Source organism: Marmoricola sp. RAF53 (assembly GCF_052114005.1).
Classification (GTDB): Bacteria; Actinomycetota; Actinomycetes; order Propionibacteriales; family Nocardioidaceae; genus Marmoricola.
In genome coordinates this window covers 39,820-62,214 of the sequence record NZ_JBFRDX010000015.1, presented here as the reverse complement: position 1 = coordinate 62,214, position 22,395 = coordinate 39,820, and the positions used below count along the sequence as shown (strand labels likewise).

Here is a 22,395-nt window from a genome sequence, read left to right as displayed (position 1 = left end):
CGGTGCCCCGACCCAGCGTCAGACTCAGCGCCCGCGACCTGATCGACCTCGTCCTCGACGACGGCTCCTGGGCCGGCTGGGACGCCCCGCCGGTCTACGGCGCGATCGCGGCGTCGTACGCCGCCGACCTGGAGGCCGCCCGGGAGAAGTCCGGGTCCGACGAGTCGGTGCTCACCGGCGAGGGCCGGATCCACGGCCGCCGGATCGCGGTGCTCGTCGGGGAGTTCTCCTTCCTGGCCGGGTCGATCGGACAGGCGGCGGCGACCCGGCTGGTGGCGGCGATCGAACGGGCCACCGCCGAGGGGATCCCGCTGGTGGCCGCGCCGGTCAGCGGAGGCACCCGGATGCAGGAGGGCACCCCGGCGTTCGTGCACATGATCCGGATCTCGGCGGCGATCGCGGCCCACAAGAGCGCCGGGCTGCCGTACCTCGTCTACCTGCGCAACCCGACCACCGGCGGGGTGATGGCGTCGTGGGGCTCGCTCGGGCACGTCACGGTCGCCGAGCCGGGCGCCCTGGTCGGCTTCCTCGGGCCGCGGGTCTTCGAGGCCCTGTACGGCAAGCCGTTCCCGGATGACGTGCAGACCTCGGAGAACCTCTACGCGCACGGCATCATCGACGGCGTCGTCGAACCGGCCGGGATCGCCGCCCTGCTCGACCGGACGCTCTCGATCCTGCTGGCCCGGCCGGCGGAGCCAGGCCCAAAGTCCGGACCAGAGTCCGGCCCGGAGTCCGGACCCGGGCCCGTCGACGAGCCCGTCGGCGAGGTCGAGACCTGGGACGCCGTGCTGCGCTCGCGGCGTCCGGACCGCCCCGGCGTACGCCGCCTGCTCCGGTACGCCGCCTCCGACGTCGTACCGCTCAACGGCACCGGCCAGGGCGAGGCGGACCCGGGTCTGATGATCGCGCTGGCGCGGTTCGGCGACTCCCCGTGCGTCTTCCTCGGCCAGGACCGGCGCGGCCAGACCAGCGACCGGCCGATGGGGCCGGGGGCGCTGCGCGAGGCGCGTCGCGGGATGCGGCTGGCGGTCGAGCTGGGCATCCCGCTGCTGACCGTGATCGACACCCCGGGGGCGGCGCTGAGCCCGGAGGCGGAGGAGGGCGGGCTGGCCGGCGAGATCGCGCGCAGCCTGGCCGACCTGGTCTCGCTGGAGGCGCCGACGCTGTGCCTGATGCTCGGCCAGGGCAACGGCGGCGGCGCGCTGGCGCTGCTGCCGGCGGACCGGGTGGTGGCCGCGCAGCACGCCTGGCTGTCGCCGCTGCCGCCGGAGGGCGCGAGCGCGATCGTGCACCGTGACACCGAGCACGCCCCGGAGATGGCCCGCGCCCAGCGGATCCGGGCGCTCGACCTGCAGGCCGCGGGCGTCGTGGACCGGATCGTCGCCGAGCACCCGGACGCGGCCGACGAGGCCGAGGCGTTCTGCCACCGGCTCGGAGCGGTGCTGGAGCACGAGCTCGCCGCGCTGGCCCACGCCGACCTGTCGGCGCTGCGGGCGGTCCGGTCGCTCCGCTTCGCGACCCCGCCGCCGGCGTAGCCCCGGACCAGCCCTCGACAAATAGAACGCGTTTCAGTTCCAATAGCGCGGTGAGAACCTACGTCGTGAGCGGCGCCGCCTCCGGGATCGGGGCGGCCACCAAGGACAGGCTGGAGCGGGACGGTCACCGGGTGATCGGGGTCGACCTCGCGAAGGCGGACGTCGAAGCGGACCTGAGCACCCCCGCGGGGCGGGCCGACGCGGTCGCCCGGGTGCGCGAGCTGGCCCCGGACGGGATCGACGGCGTCGTACCGTGCGCGGGCATCGCCGGGTACACCGGCACCGACCCGGCGCTGCTGATCTCGGTGAACTACTTCGGCGCCATCGCGCTCGTCGAAGGCCTGCGCGACCTGCTGGCCAGCGCCGGGGGCGGGTCCGTCGTCCTGCTGGCGTCCAACTCGGTCACCTGCCAGCCCGGCTGGCCCGAGGGCCCGGTCGACGCGTGCCTGGCCGGCGACGAGGCGGCCGCGCGCGCGGCCGCGGCCGAGCAGGAGGCCGTCAACGTCTACCCGGCCTCGAAGTTCGCGCTGGCGACCTGGGCGCGCCGCGAGGGCGTGAAGCCGGAGTGGGCCGGCGCCGGCATCCGGGTGAACTCGATCGCGCCCGGCCTGATCAGCACGCCGATGACCGACGAGCTCCGCAAGGACCCGGTGTTCGGGCCGTTCGCGGACATGTACCCGAACGCGCTCGGCCGCCCGGGCCGGCCGGAGGAGGTGGCGGCGCTGATCGCGTTCCTGCTCTCCGACGAGTCCAGCCTGCTGGTCGGGAACATGATCCTGGTCGACGGCGGCACCGACGCCATCCTCAACGTCGAGCCGCCGCGGAGCACCGAGAAGACCACCTTCCCGAGCAGCTGAGGCGGCTACTATCAACGGACTTTGTTAGAAATCCGTACCCTGCCGGGCTCCCGGCCGTTGGAGAACACATGACCCGCGCTCGCCTGATCGCCCTGACCGTCCTCGCCGCGCTGCTCTCGCTGGTGCCGATCCAGTACGCGTCCGCGAACGGCCTGCTGCCGATCCCGTCGCTGCCGACCGACTTCCTCACGTCGTCGTTCAGCGGCACCCCGGCGACCGCGAACCCGCTGCCCCACGAGCCGATCAAGCAGAACCCGCACCTGTCGGCCAACGGCACCAACTCGATGCACAACGACGCCTACGCCTCCGACGCCTACGAGGTCAGCGGCCCGCTCGGCAGGAACCTCCAGGTCCGGTCCGCGACGTACGGCGTCTCCGAGTGCGCGACCATGGCCTTCGACTCCCGCGGCCGGATCGTCGGGCTCTGCGGCGACCTCACCGGCTTCAAGATGCGGCTGATCGACCCGACCACGCTGCAGACGATCGGGTCGGACCTGACCACCTCCCAGCGCAACCTGCTCACCCTGCAGAACCCGTTCACCGACATGTGCGGCGGCACCTACTTCTCGCTCGACGACCACGACGTCGCCTACGTGCTCACCGTCAGCAAGCAGGTCTGGAAGGTCCGCGTCGACACCGGCGGCTTCACCAAGCTCGGCGCGTACGACGTCGCCGGCGCCGTCCCCGACGGCGACTGCCTGATCGCCACCCTGCCGGACTGGTCGGGGCGGATCTTCTTCGTCACCCAGCAGGGCCGGGTCGGCGTCATCGACCCCGACACGGGTGCGGTGAAGACGATGAAGTTCCCCGACGGCGAAGGCATCTACAACTCCATCGCGGGCGACGAGTCCGGCGCGATCTACATCGTCACCGACCACACCTTCTACGCGGTCGACGCGGACGCCACCGGCCAGCCGAAGGTCCGCTGGTCCGAGACCTACGACCGCGGAACGCAGCAGAAGCCGGGCCAGCTCTCCCAGGGTTCGGGCACCACGCCGACGGTGATCGGCGACGACCTCGTCGTCATCACCGACAACGCCGAACCGCGGATGAACGTCCTCTTCTACCGCCGCAACGGCGGCGACGGCGACCGGCTGCTCTGCAAGGTGCCGGTCTTCAAGGCAGGCGCCTCGGACACCGACAACAGCCTCGGCTACGCGGGCGGCGTACCCGGCGGCCCGCGTTCGGTGATCGTCGAGAACAACTACGGCTACGAGGGCGTCCAGAGCACGCTTCTCGGCCAGACCACCGCCGGCGGCGTGGCCAAGGTCAGCCTCAACCCGGACAACACCTGCCAGGTCGACTGGACCAGCCCGGTGATCTCGCCGACCCCGGTCCCGAAGGTCTCGCTCGGCAACGGGCTGGTCTACCTCTACACCAAGCCTAAGTCGTTCCTGCTCGACGACAGCTGGTTCTTCACCGCCCTCGACGTCCGCACCGGTGAGACGAAGTGGAGCCAGCGCACCGGCAACGGCATCCAGTGGAACAACCACTACGCGTCGATCTACCTCGGCCCCGACGGGGCGGCGTACATGCCGACGCTGGCCGGCCTGATCCGGTTCAAGGACAAGTAGCGTAAGCGATCCACCGTCGCGGGAGTCCTCTGGGTAACGGGACCGTCCAGGTCCTCCCCGAAAGGACCCTGCTCGTGCTGCGTGCCCCCGTCACCACCTCCGTCGCCGCCAGCCTCGTCCTCTTCGCTGCTCCCGCGGCGATCGCCGTCGGGTACGACGGCCAACGGACCGGCGCCAGGATCGCGGGGGACGTGTCCATCTCCTCGACGACGACGGTGCTTTCCGGCCGGGTCTGGGACACCCGCGCGGACGGGTTCTGTGCGCGCCTCCGGGGCAACTGGGACGTCCCGCTCGCACCTGACCACGGATTCGACGTGGCGAAGGCCTGCGGAAGCGGCTCCAGCGCCTACGGCATCAGGAGCGACGCGGTCGACCAGCACGCCCGCGACTTCGAGGTCCGCGCGTACACCGAGGACGACCACACCGTGATCTGGCAGGGCACCAACGGGGACGCCTGATCGTGCCCGAGGTCGGAAGGCCGACGCTCGTCCTGCGCGACTTCGGCGCCCGACGGCTAGGAGACCGACTCCGGATCGATGTCGATCTCCGTCCCGGGGTGAACCTGCTCCTCGGAGTGAACGGGATCGGCAAGTCCGCGATCCTGACCGCGGTTGCCGATCCGAGGGCGCGCACCCGCGGCAGTCACGCCGAGCTGCGCAACCGCATCGTGCCGGGAGCAACCGGTGAACCGTCGCTCGCACTGCTCCCGCAGAGACCGGCACTGCCTCGCGGTCTCACCGTGGACGAGCTGCTCCGGTACTGCTGCTGGATCCGCGGCGCGGAGTACGCCGCGATCGCACCGGTCGTGGACGCCGTGGACCTGAGTTGCCTGGGCGGGCGGCGCGCTGACCGGCTCTCGGGCGGCGAGACGCAACGGGTCAACCTGGCGATCGCCTTCCTGGGCCACCCCGAAGTGGTCCTGCTCGACGAGCCCACCGTCGCGCTGGACCCCGTCGCGAGAGCGGGCTTCATCAGGGGCCTGCGTCGACTCCTGCGTCCTGACACGATCGTGCTTCTCACCACCCACCTCGAGTCCGATCTCGAGGCAGCGGACCGGGTGCACGTCCTGGGAGAACGAGGCATCTCCTGGCAGGGCACCGTGCAGGGCGTGCTCGACCTGAGCGAGGACGGTCAGCTGCACACGGCGCTGGCGCGCGCGGCGCACCCGTCGACGGTCTTGCGGCCGTGACTGGCTGGTGGCTGCTGCTCCGACGAAGCACCGCGCGGTGGTGGACACCCCCGGGGGTGGTCCTGCTCGTGCTCCTGGTGGCGGATCAGGTCGGCACGGCGAGCACCTCGATGGCCGCCTCGTCGGAGGCCGCCCTGGCGGCGCTCGTGTGGACGCCGGCAACGGTCCTGACGGGGTACCTCAGCGTTCGCTCGACGGGCCCGTCCTCGCGCCGCGACGCCCTCGCGCTGCGGAACTCGCGGGCGCAGTCGTGCCGTCGGGCGCTGACGGCGCTCGCGGCTCCGCTCGCTTTGGCATCGCTCGGCTGGGCATCGTTCTGGACGGCCACGAGCATCGTGGCAGCGCGCGCCGGCGTCCCGCTGTACTGGTCGATGTCCGTCACCGGATTCGCCATGGGCACCGTCGGAACCACCCTGGGTTGCTGCCTCGGCACCCTCCGCGCGCCCGCCTGGGTGGCAGCGTGCGTGACCGGTGCGGCCTATCTCGCCGGCGTCATCTGGAACTACATTCCCTCGTCGGCGGCAGAGGTGCTCGTCGCCCCGTACTACCCCCTGTTCCTGTCCGATGCCCTGCCGAGCACCGGCCGCCTGGGTGTCCAAGCCGCCTGGGCCGGGACGGTGCTCCTGATCGCACTCGCCTCGTGGAGCGGGATCCTCAGGCGTGGCGCCGCGGCCGCGGCCCTGGCCGCGGCTGCCGTCGCCTGCTCGGCGGCCACCTCCTGGACGCCCGCGACGACGCTGCGCTCGGACCGGCTGGTGCTCGACTGCCACCGGTACCGCGGCCTGACCATCTGCACCTGGCCCGACCACCGCCCGATCCTTCCCGCACTCCGTGCCGGGGCCGACCGCGCCCGACGGTTGACCGCCGGTACCGGACTGACGCTGCCTGCTGCGCTGACCGAGAGCGACAGCCGGGGAACGCCGTCCGACCTGTCGAGCCGTCTGCGGGCGGACGTCGTCGTACTGCTCGCCACCACCCGTGCCGATTCCGACGGAGTGGCCGCAGCGCTGGTCTCGGCGGCCCTTGCCCGCCCCTCCGGCTGCCCTGTCAACACTCGCGCGCCCGGCGCCGGCCCTGCGCTGGCCCCGGCCAGTGCAGCGCGCTCGCTGGTGGAGCTCAACCAGTGGGAAGGACGCGAGATCGACGACCCGGCCATCCACCGATGGCTGGTCGCGGCCACGGAGGCCGGTCGTCGGTGCGAACCCGCGCCACTCCCGTGAGCCACGTCTGGAGATGGCTCCGGGTGCGGCGGCTCGGGCAATACCTCGTCACCTCGGCCGTGGTCGGACTCGGCGGACTCTGGCTCGGCGCTCGCCTGGTACCGGTGCCGGGCCAGCTGTTCGCCGATGTCCTCGGCGTTCCGCTGGTGTACGTCGCGCCCCTGGTCGTCGCGGTGTCCCTCGCCCACGGCGTCCCCGAGGGTGATCCGTGGTTCGAGCGCCGACCTCCAGGACTGCGCAGCGCCACGGTGATCGCCGTCGGGCTCGCGGTTGCGTTTCTCGTCCCGCTCGTGAGCACGGGCACCACCGAGGTGTCGACGGTCGCGGCCCGCGACGGGGTCCTTCTCTCCGGCCTCGTCCTGGCACTGCGCAGTCGACTCGACGCGGCGGCGACCACAGCGGCCGTGATCGTCCCCAACCTGGTCATCTGGACCTTCGGCTGGGACGCGACCGGCACCCCGCGCGACTGGGCACTGCTGCTGGCGCCCGCGAGCTCGAACGTCGCGGCCGCCGTCGCCGCCGCGGCCTTCGTCACCGGAGCCGGTCTCTACCGACGCCGACGCTGGCCGGCCTGATCCGGTTCGAGGACAAGGAGCCGGAACACGCGTGACCCCGCCCGCCCCGGCGTCGTTAACGGGGTGTGAACACGACGCACTGGAAGACGCAAGCAGCCTGGCTCTGGCTGCCGCTCTTCCTCGTCCTCTGCGCGGTCCTCGGGTTCTACCGCAGCTACGCGGGTCCGGGAATCGGTGCGGAGAGTGACGTCACGTCCTGCCCCGACAGCAGCCACCTGACGCAGTTCCTGGGCTGCCGCTAGGACGCAGGGGCCGACGCGGCCCCTCGCCCGCTCACCTGGTTCGGGGGAACAGGGCGATCGGACGAGGGGTCGTGCCTGCGCACTAGAACAACAGCGCCGCCGCCGGGTCCTCCAGGATCGAGGCGACGTCGGCGAGGAAGCGCGACCCGCTCTCGCCGTCCACGTGCCGGTGGTCGAACGACAGCGTCAGCGTCGCCACGTCGCGGATCTCCAGCGATTCGTGGCCGTCGGCGTCGGTGACCACCCACGGCTGCCGCTTGGTCGCGCCGAAGCAGAGGATCGCGGACTCGCCCGGGTTGATGATCGGCGTACCGCCGTCGACCCCGAAGACCCCCACGTTGGTGATCGTGAAGGTGCCCCCGGCCATCTCGGCCGGCTGGGTCTTCCCGGCCCGCGCGGTCGCGGTCAGGTCGCCCAGCGCGCCCGCGAGCTCGAGCATCGACAACGAGTCGGCGTCCTTGATGTTCGGCACGACCAGTCCGCGCGGCGTGGCCGCGGCGATGCCGAGGTTCACGTAACGGCGGAACTCGATCTCCTGGGCGGCCTCGTCCCAGTAGCTGTTGACCAGAGGCGTACGACGCACCGCCTTGAGGCACGCGGTCGCCAGCACCAGCAGCGGTGAGACCTTCACGTCGGCGAACTCGCGCCGGGACCGGAGCCGGGCGACGAACTCGGTGGTCCGGGTGACGTCGACCGTGACCCACTCGGTGACGTGCGGCGCGGTGAACGCGGAGCTCACCATCGCCTGGCCCATCATCTTGCGGACGCCCTTGATCGGCTCGCGCCAGGAGCGCTCGCCGGCGGGGACCGCGGACCCGGCCGGAGCAGCACCGGGGGACGGGATCTGGTAGCCGCCGGACGCGGCGGCCTCGACGTCGGCGCGGGTGATCACGCCACCGGCGCCGGTCGGCTGGCACGCGGCGAGGTCGACGCCGAGGTCCTTGGCGAGCTTGCGCACCGGCGGCTTCGCCAGCGCGGCCTGCTCGACCGGTGCCATCGGCGGCGGTACCGCGGCCGGCGTCGCCGGGACCACCGGCTCGTCGGCCTCGAACACGTCGCCGGTGTTGATCACGCCGGGCGCGAACGCACCCTGGAGCTGGAGCTGGGTGTTGGCGCCGGCCTCGGTGCGCGGCGACGCGGAGCCCTTGCGGGCCCGCCGGATCGGGCCGCGCTCGGCCTTGTTCCGGCCGACCAGGCTCTCCCCCTCGCCACCGCCGCTGGTGGCGGGGTTGGACAGGTCGATCTCGCCGATGTCGGCGGCGGCCGGGGCAGCCGGAGCGGCGGCGGCCGGGGCCGCGACGCCGTCGTCGATCCGGATGATCGGGGTGCCGACCGCGACGGTCAGCCCCTCCTCGACGAGCAGGGCCTCGACGGTGCCGGCGTACGGCGACGGCAGCTCGACCAGCGACTTCGCGGTCTCGATCTCGACGACGACGTCGTTGATCTTGATCTCGTCGCCGACCTGGACCTTCCAGGAGACGATCTCGGCCTCGACCAGGCCCTCACCGACGTCAGGGAGAAGGTATTCAGACAAGGCAGGTCCTCTCAGAAGGCGATGCTGCGGTCGACGGCATCGAGCACCCGGTCCAGGTCGGGGAGGAACTCCTCCTCGAGCCGGGCCGGCGGGTACGGGGTGTCGAAACCGCCCACCCGCAGCACCGGGGCCTCCAGCGAGTAGAAGCAGTGCTCGGTGATCCGGGCCGCGATCTCCGAACCCATGCCGAGGTTGACGTGCGCCTCGTGGACGACGACGGCGCGGCCGGTGCGGCGTACCGAGTCGTAGACCGGGCCCATGTCCAGCGGCGACAGCGTGCGCAGGTCGATCACCTCGACCGAGCGGCCCTCGCCGGCGGCCGCCTCGGCGGCCAGCAGGCAGGTCTTCACCGTCGGGCCGTAGCCGAGCAGGGTCACGTCCGTGCCGGCCTTGATCACCCGCGAGGAGAACAGCGGCGCCGGGGTGGCGCTCTCGTCGACGTCGGCCTTGTCGGCGTGGTACTGCCGCTTCGGCTCCAGGAAGATCACCGGGTCGTCCGACGCGATGGCCTGCTGGATCATGAAGTAGCCGTCGACCGGGTTGGAGCAGGTCACGACCTTGAGACCGGGCGTGTGCGCGAACTGCGCCTCCGGCGACTCCGAGTGGTGCTCGACCGCGCCGATGCCGCCGCCGAACGGGATCCTGATCACCATCGGCATCCTGATCGCGCCGTGGGTCCGGTAGTGCAGCTTGGCGACCTGGCTGACGATCTGGTCGTAGGCCGGGTAGACGAAGCCGTCGAACTGGATCTCGCAGACCGGCCGGTACCCGCGCATCGCCATGCCGACCGCGGTGCCGATGATCCCGGACTCGGCCAGCGGGCTGTCGATCACCCGGTCCTCGCCGAAGTCCTTCTGCAGGCCGTCGGTGATCCGGAAGACGCCGCCGAGCTTGCCGACGTCCTCCCCCATCACCAGGACCTTCGCGTCGTCCTCCATCGCCTTGCGGATCCCCGCGTTGAGGGCCTTGGCGAGCGTCATCCTGGTCATCGGTGCGCTCCTTCGCGGTGTCCGACTTCAAATGTGGCGAGGTAGGCGGCGAACTCGTCGCGCTGCTCGGCGAGCTCGGCGGTCTGCTCGACGTAGACCTGGTCGAAGATGTCGAGCACGTGCTGCTCGGGCATCGACCTGCAGCCCTCGCGCAGCCGCGCGCCGGCCTCGTCGGCCTCGGCCTCGACCGCGTCGAAGAAGTCCTGGTCGGCCAGTCCGTTGCGGGTCAGGTAGACCTTCACCCGGGCGATCGGGTCGCGGAGCTTCCAGTACTCGACCTCCTCGCTCATCCGGTAGCGGGTCGGGTCGTCGGTGGTGGTGTGCGCGCCCATCCGGTAGGTGTAGGCCTCGATCAGCATCGGGCCGTTGCCCTCGCGGGCCCACTCCAGCGCCGCCTGGGTGACCGCGTGCATCGCCAGGACGTCGTTGCCGTCGACGCGGACGCCGGGGAAGCCGAAGCCGCGGGCGCGCTGGTAGAGCGGGATCCGGGACTGGCGCTCGGTGGGCTCGGAGATCGCCCACTGGTTGTTCTGGCAGAAGAACACCACCGGCGCGTTGTACGACGCGGCGAAGATGAAGGACTCGTTCACGTCGCCCTGCGAGGAGGCGCCGTCGCCGAAGAAGGCCATCACCGCGGTGTCGCGGTCGGGGTCGCCGGTGCCGACCAGGCCGTCGCGCTGGACGCCCATCGCGTAGCCGGTCGCGTGCAGGGTCTGCGCGCCGATGACGATCGTGTAGTTGCCGAAGTTGTGCTCGTGCGGGTCCCAGGCACCCTGGTCGACGCCGCGGAAGAGCCCGAGGATCCGGAGCGGGTCCAGGCCGCGGCAGAGCGCGACGCCGTGCTCGCGGTAGGTCGGGAAGACGTAGTCCTGCGGACGCAGCGCGCGGCCGGCGCCGATCTGTGCCGCCTCCTGGCCGAGCAGCTGGGTCCAGATGCCCAGCTCGCCGTGGCGCTGCAACGCGGTGGCCTCGATGTCGATCCGGCGGGTCAGGACCATGTCGCGGTAGAAGCCGCGGATCGTGGCCGCCTCGTCGGGACCGCCGTCGAAGTGGTAGTCCGGGTTGCTCACCCGGTCGCCCTCGGGCGTCAGCAGCTGGACGAATTCGGGGCCGCCCTCGGCGCTCGGCGCCAGGTACTCGGTCATACGCACCTCTCCAGATCCATCAGGGCCCGGACGGAGTTGCCGTCCGGGCGTCGGTAGATCGCAGTCCGTTCCCCCGAACGTGGGTGGTGCTCAGGTGTGACGCGGACCACAGTGATTCCACGGTACCCAGAGGAAGCGCCGACGCCCTAATCAAGTCGGGCACCCGAAAATCGGGCATCCGAAAATCGGGTGTCCGAGGAGAGGACCGTGATCGTCGCCGTTATCCGGGTGCACCCTGGCCGGTGGCTGCGGCACAGTGACCGGGTGACCGTCTCGCCGCCCGCCGCCCCCGCCACCAAGCGGGTGGCCGCGTCGGCGGGCATGGTCGCGGTCGCCCTGGTGATCGTCTACCTGGTCTGGGGGTCGACCTACCTCGGCATCCGGGTGGTCGTCGAGGAGGCCCCGCCGCTGAGCGGGATGGGCGCGCGCTACTTCACCGCCGGCGTGCTGCTCGCGCTGGTGCTCGCGTTCCTGCACCGGTCCGGCGGCGGCTTCCGGCGGCTGCTGGTCACCCGCCGCGAGCTGCTCGGCTGCGCCACCCTCGGGCTCCTGCTCCCCGTTCTCGGCAACGGCCTGGTCTCGGTCGGCGAGGACCGCGGCGCGCCGTCCGGCGTGACCGCGCTGCTGATCGCGATCGCGCCGCTGATGATCGCCCTCTTCCGGTTCCTCTCCGGGGACCGTCCCCGGGCGTGGAGCCTGGTCGGCGTGCTGCTCGGCTTCGTCGGGCTCGCCTACCTGGTGCTCGCCGGCCGGAGCACCGGTGGATCCGACCGGGTCCCGCTCGACGCCGCGCTGATCGTGCTCTTCGCCAGCACCTGCTGGGCGTTCGGCTCCTGGGTGCAACCGCGGTTGACCCTGCCCGGCGACGCGTTCGTCATGACCGTGCACGAGATGTGGATCGGCGGGCTGATCCTGCTGGCCTCGGGCTTCCTGCGCGGCGAGCGGCTCGACCCGGCGTCGTACTCGGCGGACACCTGGGTGGCCTGGGCGTACCTGGTCGTCTTCGGCTCGATGATCGCCTTCTCGGCGTACGTGTGGTTGCTCGGCAACGCGCCGATCTCGCTGGTCGCGACGTACGCCTACGTGAACCCGGTCGTCGCCGTGGTCCTCGGCGCGCTGATCCTCGACGAGCCGATCACCCACGCCGTGCTCGTCGGTGGAGCCGTGATCGTGGCCTCGGTGGCGATCGTGATCTCGGTCGAGCGGGTCCGGTCCCGGTAGACCATTCTTCCCAAAGGTCCGGTATCGGCCCTATCCTGCCGGGGAGCCGGCACGCCCCAGGCGCGCCGGTCGGGGGAGGGAACCCGGTGGTGCCGATGTCCGCGAGCGCCGACGTTGTCGCGCACGGCGTGCACTACGCCGTGCTCGCGGTCGGCCTGGCCGGGGTCGCCGTGCTGCTCGGACCGCGGTTCACCCCGGAGCGAAGCCGCCACCGCGACCCGCACGACGCCCGGGTGGCCGAGCTGCGCCGCCGGCTCGACGTCGGCCGGTCTCCCGAGATCGCCGTGCCCGCGCTCGGCACGACCAGGCTGCTCCTGCCGGTCGCCGTCGTCTCCTCGGCGGCAGCCGCCGGCGTGCACGCCGCCGTCGGGCCGGCGCACGTGCGCGAGGGCCTGCTGCTCGGCCTCTTCTTCGCCGGGTCCGCGCTCTTCCAGATCTCCTGGTCGGTGGTCGTCGCCGGCCGGGGCAGTACCCGGCCGCTGCTGCTCGCCGGGGTGGTCGGCAACCTCGCGTTCCTCACACTCTGGGCGGTCACCCGCACGGTCGGGCTGCCTTTCGGGCTGCTCCCCGGTCCCGAGGCCGTCGGGCCGTGGGACCTGGCCTGCGGGGCCTGGGAGGCGAGCGTGGTCCTCAGCTGCGCCGCGGTCCTGCGCCGCGGCCACGGCCGGCACCGGCTGCCGCCCTGGTCGCGCTGGACCGGAACGGCCCGCACCGGCGCCCTCGGCTCGGCGGCGGCGCTGGCGTTGCTCGCGGTGAGCGGGGCCGGATCGTGAGGGCCGGATCATGAGGGCCGGATCGTGAGGTACTGAGATGGAGTCCTGGAGTCTCGGACTGTTCTGCAACGCGTTGATCGCGATCGCCTACCTGCTGATCACCGCGGCGATCGTCGTCCCGCTGACCCGCAGCCACCAGCTGCGGACCAACCCGCTCGGCGCGGCGACGGCGGCGATCTTCTTCACCTGCGCGGTCCACCACGGCGCGCACGCGCTGCACATGCTGCTCCCTTCGCTCGGCATCGACGACGCCCAGGGACTCGCCATGCGCACCGCCTGGGGCTGGCCGCTGGCACTCTGGGACGCCGTCGGTGCCGTCTGCGCCATCTACTACTGGACGCTGCGGCGCAACTACTCCTCGCTGATGCACGGCGCCCAGCTCTTCGAGGACCTGCGGCAGCGCGAGCGGCAGGCGCTCGAGCTCAACGACACTGTGCTGCAGGGCCTCGTCGTCGCGAAGCTGGCGCTCGATCTCGACCAGGCGGACAAGGCCCGGGACGCGCTCGACTCCTCGATCGACTCGGCCAGCCGGATCATCACCGGCCTGCTCGGACCCGGGAACGGGAAGGACCCGCTCGCGCTGGTCCGGAGCGCACCCGCCGACCTCGACGGGTCCGCCGACCGCGGCGACCGCGACCCGACGTGAGCCCGGGACGAGTTCCGGCGTGAGCACCGAGATGAGCCCCCAGACGACCACCGGGACGAACGCCGGGCCGCAGGGGAAGCCGCGGGTCGTCATCATCGACGACACCGCGGACCTGCGCGACCTCCTCCGGCTCGCCCTGCAGCGCGGCGGCCTGGAGGTCGTCGGCGAGGCGGCCGACGGCCGGGCCGGGATCGACCTGGTGCGCGAGACCCTCCCCGACCTGGTCCTCCTCGACCTCTCGATGCCGGTCCTGGACGGCATGACCGCGCTCCCGGAGATCCGCGCACTGGTGCCCGCGGCCAAGATCGTGGTGCTCTCCGGCTTCGACGCCCTCCAGCTCGCCGAGCGCGCCGTCGCCGCCGGCGCGGACGCGTACCTGCAGAAGGGCATGCCGCTGCACCGGATGCTCGCCCGGATCCGCGAGGTGATGGAGGGCCGCGCCGCCCCGGCCGCTCCGTCGCCGGGCACGGTGCCGCCGGCCCGGTACGACGCCCTCGCCCTGGCGCCCTTCGGCGTGCTCGAGGTCGACGGCATCCCGCCGTACCGGGTGATCTCGCTGAACGCGAGCGCCCGGGACCTGCTCCCGGCCGGGACCGGGCCCGGGACGCCGCTGCCGGTCGCGTCCCCGGCCCTGGCCGAGCTGCTCGCGACCAGCACCCGGCTCGACGACGGCCCCTTCGACGCCCGGATCGGCGAGCAGGACAGCCAGGTCACGGTGCGGTCCACCCCCGGCTCGCACTACCTCTACTTCGAGCCGCGCGGGGACGAGGTGGGCGTGCTCCGCACCGCCATCGCCACCACGGCCCACGAGATCCGAGGACCGGTGGCCGTGCTGTCCGCGCTCGCCGAGACGATCTCCGAGGCGTCCAGCGAGGTCCCCCTCGACGACGAGCAGCAGCTGCGGCTGGTCGCCTCGATCGCCCGCCAGGCCCGGATGCTCGACAGCATCACCTCCGACCTGCTCACCGCGGCGCAGATCCAGCGCGGCGCGCTGCGGGTGGCGCCGACGATCACCGACCCGCGTTCGGTGGTGGAGACCACCGTGGACGACCGGCACCTCGACCGGACCGTCCGGCTGGAGGTGATGGACATCCGCAAGGTCGTCGCGGACCCGCTCCGGCTCGGCCAGATGCTCGGCAACCTGCTCGGCAACGCGCACAAGTACGGCCGGCCTCCGGTGGTGGTCCGAATCCGCGCGGCCGGGGAGGACGGCATGGTCGCCATCGACGTCGAGGACGCCGGCGACGGCGTTCCCTCGGAGTTCCGCGACCAGCTGTTCCGCGAGTTCACCCGCGCCTCGGGCACCAGCGCCGCCGGCACCGGCCTCGGCCTGCACGTGGTGCAGACGCTCGCGCTCGCCCAGGACGGCCGCGTCGACTACACCGCGGCGGACGGCGGCGGTTCGGTCTTCACGATCACGCTGCCGGCCGCGGACTGAGCGCACGCCCCGGACACGCGGCGACGCGTGCCCGGTGGCCACCGGACACGCGTCTCCGGGCGTCGTCGGTCTGCTGGGACCCCGGATGCGCCAGGGGGCCGGCGCACCGGGCAGTCCGACGTTCATGCCCAGCCCCCGGGCGTCGGAAGCAGTGGGGTCGTGACCCACGGCGCCGGCGTACAGGAAGAGCAATCCCTCCGCCCTGGGCGAGCGGGGCCCACCTACCCCTCCTGCGCCCCGTCGGGCCGAGTGCGGATCCGGGACCGTCGGGCCCCGGCTCGCAGTCGGCCCGACCTGGCGCCTCCCCCAAGGAGACAAGTCCACGACGGCCCCCCGTTCCGCGGCAAGAGACCGGGTGTCCGGATCGTCCCGCGGCCTAGTCCAGGGACCGTCCCCAACCAGGGTGAACGGGACAAAACGTCACCCGGACACAGACGTGCCCGGACCGGCGGGGGAGTCGGCCCGGGCACGCGTGTCCGGAGCTGCACGCACCATTCGCTCGTCAGGCCCCGTGGGGTGTCGGCACGCCTGACGTGGTGCGCTCGGGGCTAGCTCCGACGTCGTGGGATCCTGCCGCCGAGGACGACGGTCCCGCCGACCAGGGTCAGACCCAGGCCGAGGAGCAGGATCCAGAGGTCGGGTCCGCCGGTGTTCGGCAGGCCGGTGCCTCCCGAGCCCGGCGGGTCGACGACGACCACCGGCGCGGCCGGCTCGATCGCCCGGGCCTCGTCGGTCACCTCGTTGGAGGTCAGGCTGTGGTGCGCCGGCCCGACCGCGAGGGCGCGCGCGGCCCGGAGGCCGAGGACCTGCGGCGGGCTCGGCGGGGTCGAGAAGTCCAGCTCGTCCCAGTCGAGGTAGCCGACGTTCCACAGCAGCCGCGAGTAGACCCCGGAGACGCCGAAGTCCGGCGCGTCCGGCAGCTCCGGCATCCGGACCACGAACTCGACCGCGCCGGTGGCGTCGCCACGGACGTCACCGGGCTCCTGGCCGGCGGTGGTCAGCTTCCAGGTGACCAGTCCGGTGACCGCGTCCTCGGTGCTGGTGCAGGTGAGGGCACCGGTGCACGTCGAGGACCCGGCGACCAGCACACCCTTCCCGGTCGACGTGGTGTCGAGCGGGTTGAAGCCGGGCACGTAGTCCTTGACGGTCACGTCGTGGAAGAGCTTGGTACCCGTCGCCTTCACGTGCACGACGTAGCGGATCTCGTCCCCGAAGTCGACGGCGCCGTCGCTGAGCACCCAGCCGTTGGTGACCGGGTCGCGCTCGTAGTCCTCCTTGGTCAGGATCGCGATCTGGCCGGTGGCCGGGTCGCGGAAGGTGATCGGCTCCATCACGCCACCGGCGACGAAGTTCTCGTCGTCGACCACCACCGTGACCGAGCCCTCGCCCTCGACCGGCAGGGCGTAGCCCGCCGGCGCCTTCGTCTCGGTCACCGTGAACGAGCCGGGCAGGAGCGCGACGTCGAACACCGCGACCCCGTCCTCGCCGGAGGTGGCCGTCGCGATCTTGTCCTCGCCGTGGAAGAGCGCGAACTCGGCGCCGGCCAGCCGCTCGCCGGTCTCGAAGTCGACCTTGAGCACCGACAGCTTCGTCGACGGCGGCGTCACCGCGGTGGTGGTGCAGACGAGGCAGGTGCCGCCGTCGCCGGGGACCGCCACGTTGGTGAGGGTCTCGTCCCACCGGTCGGCCCGCACCCGGACCTGGTAGCTCAGCTGGACCGTGTCCCCGGCCGCGATCGGCGGGAGCGTCCAGGTGAGCTTCTTGGTCGCGGCGTCGTAGGCGGCCTGGTCGGCCGGGTCGATGCTGTCGGTCAGGAGCTCTGCGTCGTCGACCACCTTCGACAGGTCGTCGACCACGGTCGCGTCCGGCAGCGTCGTCGGGTTGATCGGCGCGTCCGAGTCGTTGTGCACGGTCAGCGTGTAGGTGATCGTCGTCCCCGGCGCTCCCAGGTACGGCGGCAGCACCTCGCCACCCTGGGTCACGCTGCTGCTCTTCTCCAGCGTGTACGACGGGGTGTCGTTGTCGGTGGTGCACTCCTCGACCCCGGCCGCCACCTCGGCGTCCGGGCAGTTCGTCGAGCCCGGGCTGGTGACCAGGTTCGGCAGGTCGACCCCGTAGGCGTCGTCCGCCACGTGGACGGTGAATTCCATCGTCGCGTCGGTCGCACCGAGCTGGGCGATCGTCCAGGTGAGGACGTGCGTCGCCGGGTCGTACTCCGCGGTCGAGCCGTCCGGAGCGGTGAACTGCGGGTCGCCGTCCAGGGAGGGCACCAGGGCGGAGAGGTCGTCCTTGACGACGACGTTCTTCGGGTCCACGCCGGCGGTCTTGTGGGCGGTGAGCCGGTAGGTGACGTCGGTGCCGACCGCGATCGGGCCGTCACCGTCGACGTTCTCCTTGGCCACCGTCCAGGTGCCCGCGTTGACGCAGATCGTCGCCGTGGTGCTGTCCTGGCGGTCGGTGGGCTCGCTGCCGTCGCCGCCCAGCCAGGCGGTGTTGACGAAGTCCGGCCCGCACGAGCCCGCGGTCTCCTCGGGCACGCTGAGCTTCAGCGCGTACGGGAACGTGGTCGAGGTGCCGTTCTCGTTCCAGGCCACGTTGCCGAGCAGGACGCCGTCCGGACCGTCGGTCTTGTCGTCGTAGACCGCGATGGACTTGTCGACCTCGGCCGGCGCGTGCCAGCTGATCGAGCCGGCGGGCGTGCTCGCCGAGCCGCTCTGGCCCCAGGTGGCGCTGGCCGCGAGGGTGCCGGCGTACGGCTTGGTCGGCTGGTTCGCGAAGGTGCACTCGAAGCCGATGTCGACGTGGTCGCCGGAGACGATCTGCAGCGGGAGCAGCCCGGGCACCGCGTAGGTGCAGGTGCCGCCGGTGCCGATGTTCGGGAGGCTCTGGACACCGGTGAGCGAGATCGGGTCGATCCCGGCGTCGGTGTTGTCGTTGGTCACCGTGACGGTGCCGGAGACCTTCCACGCACTGTCGACCGGCGTCCCCGGCGTCACCTTCACGAGGTAGTCGAAGGTGTGCTGGTAGCTGTCGATGTCGACCTTCTGCGAGGTCTTGTCGCCGTCGATGAACTTCTGGATGGTCCACGGGTAGGTGCGGGTGAAGTCACCGACCGCGGTCCTGGCGATGCTCAGGCCGAGCGGGTTGCAGACCTGGACCCGGGCGGTGTTGTTCGCGGCGCTCTTGTCCGCGTCGAGCGAGGCCCCGCCGTCGCCGACGATCTTGACGACGTTGTCGCGGTTTCCGCAGGTACCGCCGTCGGGCAGGTTCGGGATCTCGATGTCGTACTCGATGACCTTCTTGCCGCCGGGAAGCGCGTGCACCGCGTCCCAGGCGAGGTCCCAGGTCTGGTCGTCGGAGGTGTCGGCCGGGGTGGTGTTGTCGTCGTGCAGCACCACCGTGGAGTTGACCAGCGTCGTCTTCCAGTTGGCCTCGGTGATGCCGAGGTCGCTGGTGGCGTGGTCCGACGGGGTCGCGGCGGTCGCGGCGTTCCAGTTCGCCACGGCGCTGATCGTGCCCGTGTAGCCGGGCTTCACGCCGCCGAAGTTGCACGTGTACGGGAAGTCGCGCGAACCGCCCGCCGGCACCGAGGCCGGGAACGGGCCGGTCGCGGTGCAGCTGCCGCCGCCGCTGTAGGTGACCGGCAGGCTCGTCAGGGCCACGGCCTCCCAGGCGTTCGGGTTGTGGACCGTGATCGTGCCGGTCATCACCCAGTCGCTGTCGAGGCCGTCCCCGGCGGTGACGGTGACCTGGTAGTGCGCGGTCGCCTTGCCGCCGTCGACGGTGACCTTGGGCGTCGTCGTCTTCTTCTCCACGCTCCACGGGTAGGTGCGGGTGAAGCCGCGGGCGTCGACGCGGGTGATCGACAGGTCGGCGCCCTCGCAGACCTTGCCGTACGCCGAGTCCTGGGTGATCTCGGTCTGCCCGGCGCCGAGGACCCGGGCGGTGTTCTTCAGGACCGCCGAGCAGGTGCCCGGGGTGACGTCGACGGTGCTCGAGTACACCGGCGAGGTGTTCACGGTGCCGTCGTTCGGGTTCCAGGTGATCGTCCAGCCGCCGGGGAAGACGTGGTGGTCGTCGGTGATCGTCACGGTCTTGTCGACCGCGGTGGTCTCGGCGCCGAAGGTGTAGCCGGCGGTCGGGTCGACGTGGAAGTCGTCGCCCCCGAGGAGGTCGGACTGCTCCTGCGGGTAGGCAGAGCGGTCCCACGTGACGTGCGCGGTGTTGGTGCCGCCGTCCGCCGGGATCCCGTCGAACGTGCAGACGTACGGATACGGGGTAGGGCCTCCGGGCGGGACCGCGACCTCCTTCGTCGCCGAGCCGGCGACCGTGCAGGTCGCTCCGGGGAGGTCGTCGCTCAGGTCCGCGGTGACGGCGGCGGCGTTCGGGTTGGTGACGTAGATGTTGCCGGTGACCTGGTGGGCCGACGTGGTGCGGGCACCCTCGGTCACCGCGACCCGGTAGTAGAGCTGGTTCGCGTTCGGGTCGGTGCCCGGGACGTTCTTGACCAGCGGCTCGTCGTCCTTGGTGGCGGACTTCCAGCCGTCGACGCCGTTGGCCGAGACCTGCTTGTCGATGCTCCAGCCGTAGGTCGCCGTGTACGACGGCACCGCGGTCTTGGTGGCCGTCAGCGGCTTCCACCTCTTCGGGTCTTTGAAGGTGACGGTCTCGATCTCGCTCGGGTCGACCTGGACCGGGCCCTGGGAAGCCGGGCTGGCGAGCAGGTAGCCGGCCGGCGCGTCGGTCTCGGTGACCGTGTAGGACTCGTCGGGGTCGACCGGGCTGATCTCGATGACGCCGACGGCCGGGTACTTGTCCTTCGCGTCGTTGTCCTTGATCGAGTACGGCGTGCCGTCAGGCAGCGTCGGGTCCGGGTTCGGGCTCACCGAGAAGGTGGCCAGGCCGATCGGGTTGCCGGCGAGGTCCTGCTTGTTGATGACGAGCTTGCCGCAGGTCGACGGCGTGCTCACGCCGAGCGGCGTGACGTAGTCCTGGAGTGCCGAGGTCGCGAACGAGTTGCCGGTGACCGAGCGGATCGAGGTCGACCCGAAGGAGCCGGAGCAGTTGCCGGCGCCGAAGAGCAGGGAGATGTTGATCGCGCCCTCGAAGAACGTGCCGTCGGAGTTGACCTGCTGGGCGAACACGCCGCTGGGGATCGGGATGGTGCACCAGCCCGCGGCGGTGTTCTTGATGGCGAAGCAGGATCCGTTGCTCCACGACGGCGAGCTGGTCAGGGTGTACTTCTTCGCGTCGCTGAAGACGATCGCGGCGCTGCCGGTGCTGGAGAACCGGAAGAGCAGGTCGCCGGGCGACCGGTTCGGGACCGGCTTCCCGCCGCCGTTGGTGGTCGGCCCGAGCTGGTTGTACTCGAGGTCGTACTGGCTGGTGCCGCCCGAGGTGGAGTCGTTGGTGATGGCGAAGAAGCCGTAGACCTGGCCGCCGGAGACCCGGGAGTGGGCCCACGCGGTGCCGATGTCGCTCTTCCCGTTCGGTGATCCGCCGATGCTCCAGCTGGTCGGCGGGTCGTTCTCCGAGCTGCCGCCGGTGAAGCCGGTGCTGTCGCCGAACCCGTCCTCGACCATCGAGCCGGTGGTGTCCCAGTCGAGACCGCCGCCCTGGACGCAGGTGTTGCCGTCGATCTCGAACCCGCCGACGACCGGGTTGGGGCCGCCGGTGCAGGCGATGGCGAGCGCGTTGACGACCGGCGCGAGCGCGCTCGCCGCGAAGGTGCGCGTCCGCGGCGTGGAGGGGGCACCGGGCGCGGTCGCCGGCGCGTCCGTCTGCTCCGGCTGCGGGGCGGGATCGTCGGCCTTCGCGGTGTCGGCCGGAGGCGGGGCGTCGTCCAGGTGCTCCGCGGGAGCCGGCTCGGCCGGCGCCGGCGCGGGCGCCTCGGAGGCGGGGTCGGCGGGCGTGCCGGAGTCGGCGGGCGCCTCGGCGGCGGCCGCTCCCGGGTCGACGGGCGCGTCGTCGGCGAGCGCCGGGGTCGGGCCGAGCGCGAGGAGCGCGGCGACTGCTGCGGCGGCGACGGACGCGGTGATCCGGACCCTGCGGTTGTTCATCTGTGAAGCCCCCAGAAACTGCGCGGAGCACGTGCGGGCCCCCACGGCCGCACCTGCCCCACGAAACGATCCGGCGACTCTTTGCCCCCCGGCTGCCGGAACGGGCCGACGACCCCAGGACGTCGGTCCGCCCCGCTAGTGGACGCTGAGGCTCACCCGCACGCAAGGCGCGCCAGGGCCCTCGGGACCCCCGGCCTAGTCAGCGAAAAGGGACTTTTCCGGATGTTCTTCCCCGCGCCCGCGAATCGGGCAGGAGGGGTGTGACATTCCGGCGCGCTGCGGCGCTGACAATGCCGCGCTACGCGTCCCGGAACCGGGCGGCGACCTCCAGCAGGACGTCGTTGGCGGCGCTCTCGCCGATGGTCACCCGGACTCCTTCACCGGCGAACGGGCGGACCACGATCCCGGCCGCCTCGGCAGCGGCGGCGAACTCCGCGGTCCGCTCCCCGAGCCCGAACCAGACGAAGTTCCCCTGGGCGTCCGGCAGCTCCCAGCCCTGGTCGGCGAGGGCCGCGGTCACCCGCGCCCGCTCCGCCACCAGGGCCTCCACCCGGGCGAGCAGCGCGTCGGTGGCGGCGAGGCTGGCGATCGCGGCGACCTGCGCAGGCGAGCTCACCCCGAACGGGAGCGAACAGGCCCGGACCGCCGCGGCGATCTCCTCGGGACCGACCAGGTAGCCGATCCGGAGCCCGGCCAGCCCGTAGGCCTTGGCGAAGGTCCGCATCGCGACCACGTTCGGCCGGGCCGCCAGCGCGACGCCGTCCACCGGGTCTTCGTGGCGGACGAACTCGCGGTAGGCCTCGTCGACGACGACCAGGACGTGCGACGGCACCCGGTCCAGGAACGCCACCAGCTCGGCGTGGCCGACCGCGGGACCGGTGGGGTTGTTCGGGGTGCAGACGAGCACCACCTTGGTGCGCGGGCCGATCGCCGCCGCCATCGCGTCGAGGTCGTGGCGGCCGTCCGCGGTCAGCGCGACCTGGACGGAGGTGGCACCCACGACCGAGACCGCGATCGGGTAGGCCTCGAAGGAGCGCCAGGCGTAGACGACCTCGTCGCCGGGATCGCAGTAGGCCTGCAGCAGGTGGTAGAGCACGGCCACGCTGCCGGTGCCGGCGGCGAGCTGCTCGGGGCGGACGCCGAGCCGGTCCGCGAGGGCGGCGTACAGGTCGGTGCAGCCCATGTCGGGGTAGCGGTTCATCACCGCGACGGCGCGGGCGACCTCCTCGAGGACGCCCGGCAGCGGCGGGTAGGGGTTCTCGTTGGAGGAGAGCTTGAAGACCTGCTGGCCGGGGCGCGGGACGGGCGGGCGGCCGGGCACGTACGCCGGGATGGTGGCGACGGTGGCCCGGGGGCGCGGCGTGGGAGTGGATGTGCTCACCCGGGCAGGCTATGCCG

The 22,395-nt window shown here is 72.1% G+C and carries 17 protein-coding genes; 12 read left to right on the top strand and 5 right to left on the bottom strand.

The window, feature by feature from the left end; translation table 11 throughout:
- The first annotated feature begins 2 nt into the window (after positions 1 to 2).
- The 8 genes from AB4Y76_RS14180 (at position 3) to AB4Y76_RS14145 (ending at position 7,192) form a co-directional block, all read left to right on the top strand.
- The gene (locus AB4Y76_RS14180; RefSeq protein WP_441926338.1) at positions 3 to 1,535 is read left to right on the top strand and encodes a carboxyl transferase domain-containing protein; all 1,533 of its coding nucleotides are present in this window, start codon (positions 3 to 5) and stop codon (positions 1,533 to 1,535) included.
- Between the two features lie 50 nt (positions 1,536 to 1,585).
- Positions 1,586 to 2,392: an SDR family oxidoreductase gene (locus tag AB4Y76_RS14175; RefSeq protein ID WP_441926336.1), complete on the top strand. Its 807-nt coding sequence runs from the start codon at positions 1,586 to 1,588 to the stop codon at positions 2,390 to 2,392.
- A 68-nt stretch (positions 2,393 to 2,460) separates the two neighbouring features.
- A complete protein-coding gene (locus AB4Y76_RS14170) occupies positions 2,461 to 3,966 on the top strand; it encodes a hypothetical protein (protein ID WP_441926334.1) in 1,506 nt (501 codons plus the stop codon).
- Between the two features lie 74 nt (positions 3,967 to 4,040).
- Positions 4,041 to 4,424: a hypothetical protein gene (locus AB4Y76_RS14165; RefSeq protein WP_441926332.1), complete on the top strand. Its 384-nt coding sequence runs from the start codon at positions 4,041 to 4,043 to the stop codon at positions 4,422 to 4,424.
- A 2-nt stretch (positions 4,425 to 4,426) separates the two neighbouring features.
- The gene (locus AB4Y76_RS14160) at positions 4,427 to 5,155 is read left to right on the top strand and encodes an ATP-binding cassette domain-containing protein (protein WP_441926330.1); all 729 of its coding nucleotides are present in this window, start codon (positions 4,427 to 4,429) and stop codon (positions 5,153 to 5,155) included.
- Positions 5,152 to 6,375 (top strand): hypothetical protein, encoded by a 1,224-nt coding sequence (locus tag AB4Y76_RS14155; RefSeq protein WP_441926328.1) that lies wholly within the window; start codon positions 5,152 to 5,154, stop codon positions 6,373 to 6,375. The genes AB4Y76_RS14160 and AB4Y76_RS14155 overlap by 4 nt, the downstream gene beginning before the upstream one ends.
- Before the next feature lie 23 nt (positions 6,376 to 6,398).
- On the top strand, positions 6,399 to 6,950 hold the full coding sequence (locus AB4Y76_RS14150; RefSeq protein WP_441926326.1) for a hypothetical protein: 552 nt from the start codon (positions 6,399 to 6,401) through the stop codon (positions 6,948 to 6,950).
- A gap of 65 nt (positions 6,951 to 7,015) precedes the next feature.
- Positions 7,016 to 7,192, top strand: coding sequence for a hypothetical protein (locus tag AB4Y76_RS14145; protein ID WP_441926324.1), 177 nt, complete (start codon positions 7,016 to 7,018; stop codon positions 7,190 to 7,192).
- A gap of 82 nt (positions 7,193 to 7,274) precedes the next feature.
- Here AB4Y76_RS14145 and AB4Y76_RS14140 read toward each other — a convergent pair whose 3' ends face one another.
- From AB4Y76_RS14140 to pdhA, 3 genes are read right to left on the bottom strand one after another with little or no spacing between them, the layout of a single operon-like run.
- Entirely contained in the window at positions 7,275 to 8,726 is a 1,452-nt protein-coding gene (locus tag AB4Y76_RS14140; RefSeq protein WP_441926322.1) for a dihydrolipoamide acetyltransferase family protein, read from the bottom strand.
- Positions 8,727 to 8,737: 11 nt separating this feature from the next.
- Positions 8,738 to 9,715, bottom strand: coding sequence for an alpha-ketoacid dehydrogenase subunit beta (locus AB4Y76_RS14135; protein ID WP_441926320.1), 978 nt, complete (start codon positions 9,713 to 9,715; stop codon positions 8,738 to 8,740).
- Entirely contained in the window at positions 9,712 to 10,860 is a 1,149-nt protein-coding gene (pdhA, locus tag AB4Y76_RS14130; protein ID WP_441926318.1) for a pyruvate dehydrogenase (acetyl-transferring) E1 component subunit alpha, read from the bottom strand. The genes AB4Y76_RS14135 and pdhA overlap by 4 nt, the downstream gene beginning before the upstream one ends.
- 207 nt (positions 10,861 to 11,067) lie before the next feature.
- On the opposite strand from pdhA, the gene AB4Y76_RS14125 reads away from it, so the two are divergent.
- The 4 genes from AB4Y76_RS14125 to AB4Y76_RS14110 all read left to right on the top strand — a co-directional run bounded on the left by AB4Y76_RS14125 (position 11,068) and on the right by AB4Y76_RS14110 (position 14,938).
- Positions 11,068 to 12,081 (top strand): EamA family transporter, encoded by a 1,014-nt coding sequence (locus tag AB4Y76_RS14125; protein ID WP_441926316.1) that lies wholly within the window; start codon positions 11,068 to 11,070, stop codon positions 12,079 to 12,081.
- A gap of 95 nt (positions 12,082 to 12,176) precedes the next feature.
- Positions 12,177 to 12,854: a hypothetical protein gene (locus AB4Y76_RS14120; RefSeq protein WP_441926314.1), complete on the top strand. Its 678-nt coding sequence runs from the start codon at positions 12,177 to 12,179 to the stop codon at positions 12,852 to 12,854.
- A gap of 37 nt (positions 12,855 to 12,891) precedes the next feature.
- Complete coding sequence (locus AB4Y76_RS14115; protein ID WP_441926312.1) at positions 12,892 to 13,500, top strand: hypothetical protein; 609 nt, start codon at positions 12,892 to 12,894, stop codon at positions 13,498 to 13,500.
- 19 nt (positions 13,501 to 13,519) lie between these two features.
- Entirely contained in the window at positions 13,520 to 14,938 is a 1,419-nt protein-coding gene (locus AB4Y76_RS14110) for an ATP-binding response regulator (RefSeq protein ID WP_441926310.1), read from the top strand.
- A 548-nt stretch (positions 14,939 to 15,486) separates the two neighbouring features.
- Here the strand turns inward: AB4Y76_RS14110 and AB4Y76_RS14105 are convergent.
- Positions 15,487 to 20,997, bottom strand: a complete 5,511-nt coding sequence (locus AB4Y76_RS14105) for a SpaA isopeptide-forming pilin-related protein (RefSeq protein ID WP_441926308.1) — start codon at positions 20,995 to 20,997, stop codon at positions 15,487 to 15,489.
- Positions 20,998 to 21,295: 298 nt separating this feature from the next.
- Complete coding sequence (gene hisC / locus AB4Y76_RS14100; protein ID WP_441926306.1) at positions 21,296 to 22,378, bottom strand: histidinol-phosphate transaminase; 1,083 nt, start codon at positions 22,376 to 22,378, stop codon at positions 21,296 to 21,298.
- Positions 22,379 to 22,395: the final 17 nt, after the last annotated feature.

Bases quoted from the DNA above. Each gene is read 5' to 3' on its own strand.
- AB4Y76_RS14170 (WP_441926334.1), top strand. From the start codon at position 2,461: ATGACCCGCGCTCGCCTGATCGCCCTGACCGTCCTCGCCGCGCTGCTC.
- AB4Y76_RS14135 (WP_441926320.1), bottom strand. From the start codon at position 9,715: ATGACCAGGATGACGCTCGCCAAGGCCCTCAACGCGGGGATCCGCAAG.
- pdhA (WP_441926318.1), bottom strand. From the start codon at position 10,860: ATGACCGAGTACCTGGCGCCGAGCGCCGAGGGCGGCCCCGAATTCGTC.
- AB4Y76_RS14120 (WP_441926314.1), top strand. From the start codon at position 12,177: ATGTCCGCGAGCGCCGACGTTGTCGCGCACGGCGTGCACTACGCCGTG.
- AB4Y76_RS14115 (WP_441926312.1), top strand. From the start codon at position 12,892: ATGGAGTCCTGGAGTCTCGGACTGTTCTGCAACGCGTTGATCGCGATC.
- AB4Y76_RS14105 (WP_441926308.1), bottom strand. From the start codon at position 20,997: ATGAACAACCGCAGGGTCCGGATCACCGCGTCCGTCGCCGCCGCAGCA.